This window comes from Pseudomonas sp. E45-MNA-CIBAN-0222 (assembly GCF_040310405.1).
In the GTDB taxonomy this organism is placed as follows: domain Bacteria; phylum Pseudomonadota; class Gammaproteobacteria; order Pseudomonadales; family Pseudomonadaceae; genus Stutzerimonas; species Stutzerimonas stutzeri_AC.
Window position 1 is genome coordinate 1 of record NZ_JBEOPU010000134.1, and the last position, 262, is coordinate 262.

A 262-nucleotide genomic window follows, 5' to 3' on the forward strand; every position below is an offset into this window, starting at 1 on the left:
GTCAGGCGCTGCGGCACATAAATTCCAACAAGATGTGCAAGTCGGTCAAATCGGTATTAACTTACCAATTCCTGTGCCACTACCGATGTTCTCATTCTCAGGCTCGCGTGCTAGTAAACTTGGTGATCTCGGTCCTTATGGTAAGCAGGCGGTACAATTCTACACCCAGACCAAGACGGTTACTGCACGTTGGTTTGATGATGAGGCAAGCCGCGGCGTGAATACCACTATTTCAATGTAATCGTTAATCCACTATATTGGC

At 47.3% G+C, this 262-nt stretch carries 1 protein-coding gene; it reads left to right on the forward strand.

Annotated features, from left to right (window positions below; all coding sequences use genetic code 11):
* A partial coding sequence (locus AAEZ08_RS23060) for an aldehyde dehydrogenase family protein (protein ID WP_500125199.1) occupies nt 1-241 on the forward strand: 241 nt, incomplete at its 5' end.
* Nucleotides 242-262 lie beyond the last annotated feature (21 nt).